3 protein-coding genes are annotated in these 2,014 nt (G+C 71.0%); all 3 read left to right on the plus strand.

Going from position 1 to position 2,014, the window contains the following annotated elements; all coding sequences use genetic code 11:
* Positions 1-1,048, plus strand: a 1,048-nt coding sequence (locus ESO86_RS15985; protein WP_165308051.1) for a dihydrolipoamide acetyltransferase family protein, incomplete at its 5' end; no start/stop codon positions are given.
* 162 nt (positions 1,049-1,210) lie between these two features.
* On the plus strand, positions 1,211-1,555 hold the full coding sequence (locus tag ESO86_RS15990; RefSeq protein ID WP_129235840.1) for a 4a-hydroxytetrahydrobiopterin dehydratase: 345 nt from the start codon (positions 1,211-1,213) through the stop codon (positions 1,553-1,555).
* 245 nt (positions 1,556-1,800) lie between these two features.
* A partial coding sequence (locus ESO86_RS15995; protein WP_165308053.1) for a histone-like nucleoid-structuring protein Lsr2 occupies positions 1,801-2,014 on the plus strand: 214 nt, incomplete at its 3' end.

The following is a 2,014-nucleotide window of genomic DNA, read 5'->3' on the forward strand; positions in this document are numbered from 1 at the left end:
GGGCGCCGAGCGCGGGCCGAAGCGCCGCGCCCGGCGACTCGGCGGTTCGGCGCTCCGGGACGACCTCGTTCCGGCGCCTCCGGAGCACGATCGCATCGAACCCGACACGGCGACGCACGCGGGCGGTTCCGGTGGAGGGGACGACGCGGGGCGCGGCGAACGACCGCGATCGACCCCGCCCGTGCGCAAGCTCGCACGTGACCTCGGCGTCGACCTCGAACAGGTCGTCGGCACGGGCGAACGCGGACTCATCACGCGATCGGACGTCGAGGCCGCGGCATCCGCCGGCACCGACGCCCTGGCGGAAGCCGTGTCGGAACCGACGCGCGCCGCACGCGAGGCCGCGCCCGCCGAGACGCGCATCCCGATCAGGGGCGTCCGGAAGCACACGGCGGCCGCGATGGTCCGCAGCGCGTTCACCGCGCCGCACGTCACCGAGTTCCTCACGGTCGACGTGACGGCGACGATGGAGCTGCTCGCCGGCATCCGTGCCGACCGTGCCTACTCGGGTCACAAGGTGACCCCGCTCACGGTCGTCGCCAAGGCGCTCTGCATCGCCGCGAGCCGCACGCCCGAGGTCAACTCGCGCTGGGACGAGGACGCGCAGGAGATCGTGCGCTTCGGCGGCGTGAACCTCGGCATCGCCGCGGCGACCGAACGCGGGCTCGTCGTCCCGAACGTCAAGGATGCCGGGCGGATGACGCTGCTCGAGCTCGCGGACGCCATCGCCCGGCTCGCCGAGACCGCACGCGCGGGTCGGACGGCGCCGGCGGACCTGTCCGGCGGCACCATCTCGATCACGAACATCGGCGTGTTCGGGATCGACGCGGGCACGCCGATCCTCAACCCGGGCGAGGCGGCGATCCTCGCGATGGGCGCGGTGCGCCGCACGCCGTGGGAGCACCGCGGCGAGATCGCGCTCCGCGACGTGATGACGCTCTCGCTCTCGTTCGACCATCGACTGGTCGACGGCGAGCAGGGGTCGCGGTTCCTGGCCGACATCGGTCGGATCCTGCGCGACCCCGGCCTCTCGCTCACGATGGCCTGAGGCACGCCGTCCCTCGACTGATCACCCTGTCCCTCGACGGATCGCCGTGTCCCTCGACCGACCACCCTGTCCCCGACGGGAGGAACTTCTCCGGCCGGCCCGGCGTGTCGCTGCGCGACGCGCCGCGGCGAGCGAGGAAGTTCCTCCCGTACACGGGAGGGGGTGGCGGGCGGCCCGGCGGGCGAGCAGCATGGCCGGATGGACCGTCATACGCTGCTGTCCCGCGAGGATGTCGCGACCGACCTCGAGGGATCCGGATTCCGGCACGACGGCGAACGGCTGACCGCCGAATTCCGCACCGCGGATTTCGCGAGCGCCGTGCGCCTGCTCGATACCGTCGCGGTCGAGGCGGATTCGATGAATCACCATCCGGATGTCCATCTCGGATGGGGCCGAATCGAATTCGACCTCCTGTCGCACGATGTCGGCGGGGTGACTGCCCGTGATGTCGCGCTCGCACGACGGATCGGCGAGATCGCGTCCGAGCAGGGGGCTGCGGTGGGGTGATTCCGCGGCAATGCGCGGGCGAATCCCGAGGATTCGACGCGAGTGACGCCGTCTCGTCGCGCGCGATGGGCCGCATTCCGCGGTGCCAGCGACCGGGAGGGCGAATTCTGGGGAATGTCAAGCGGGGGATGAATTCTCCACATCCGGCGTGAATTCGAGCAATTCCCATGGATTCGTCCTTATGCTCGGAATAGCCCGTCACCCAGAGAATCCCGCGGAACCCACCGCAGAAACGGAAGTGCACAATGGCAAAGCGCGTGGTCGAGACGCTCATCGACGATCTCGACGGCAGCGACGCCGACCGGACACTGTCGTTCGCACTCGACGGCGACCAGTACTCCATCGACCTCTCCTCGGCGAACATCGACAAGCTCGAGGCGGCACTCGCGCCCTACATCGGCGCGGCGCGCAAGACCGCGGCGCGCGGCGGCGCGACCCGTCGCCGTGGCGGCTCGGCCG

It is taken from the genome of Agromyces binzhouensis (assembly GCF_004135055.1).
Lineage (GTDB): Bacteria > Actinomycetota > Actinomycetes > Actinomycetales > Microbacteriaceae > Agromyces > Agromyces binzhouensis.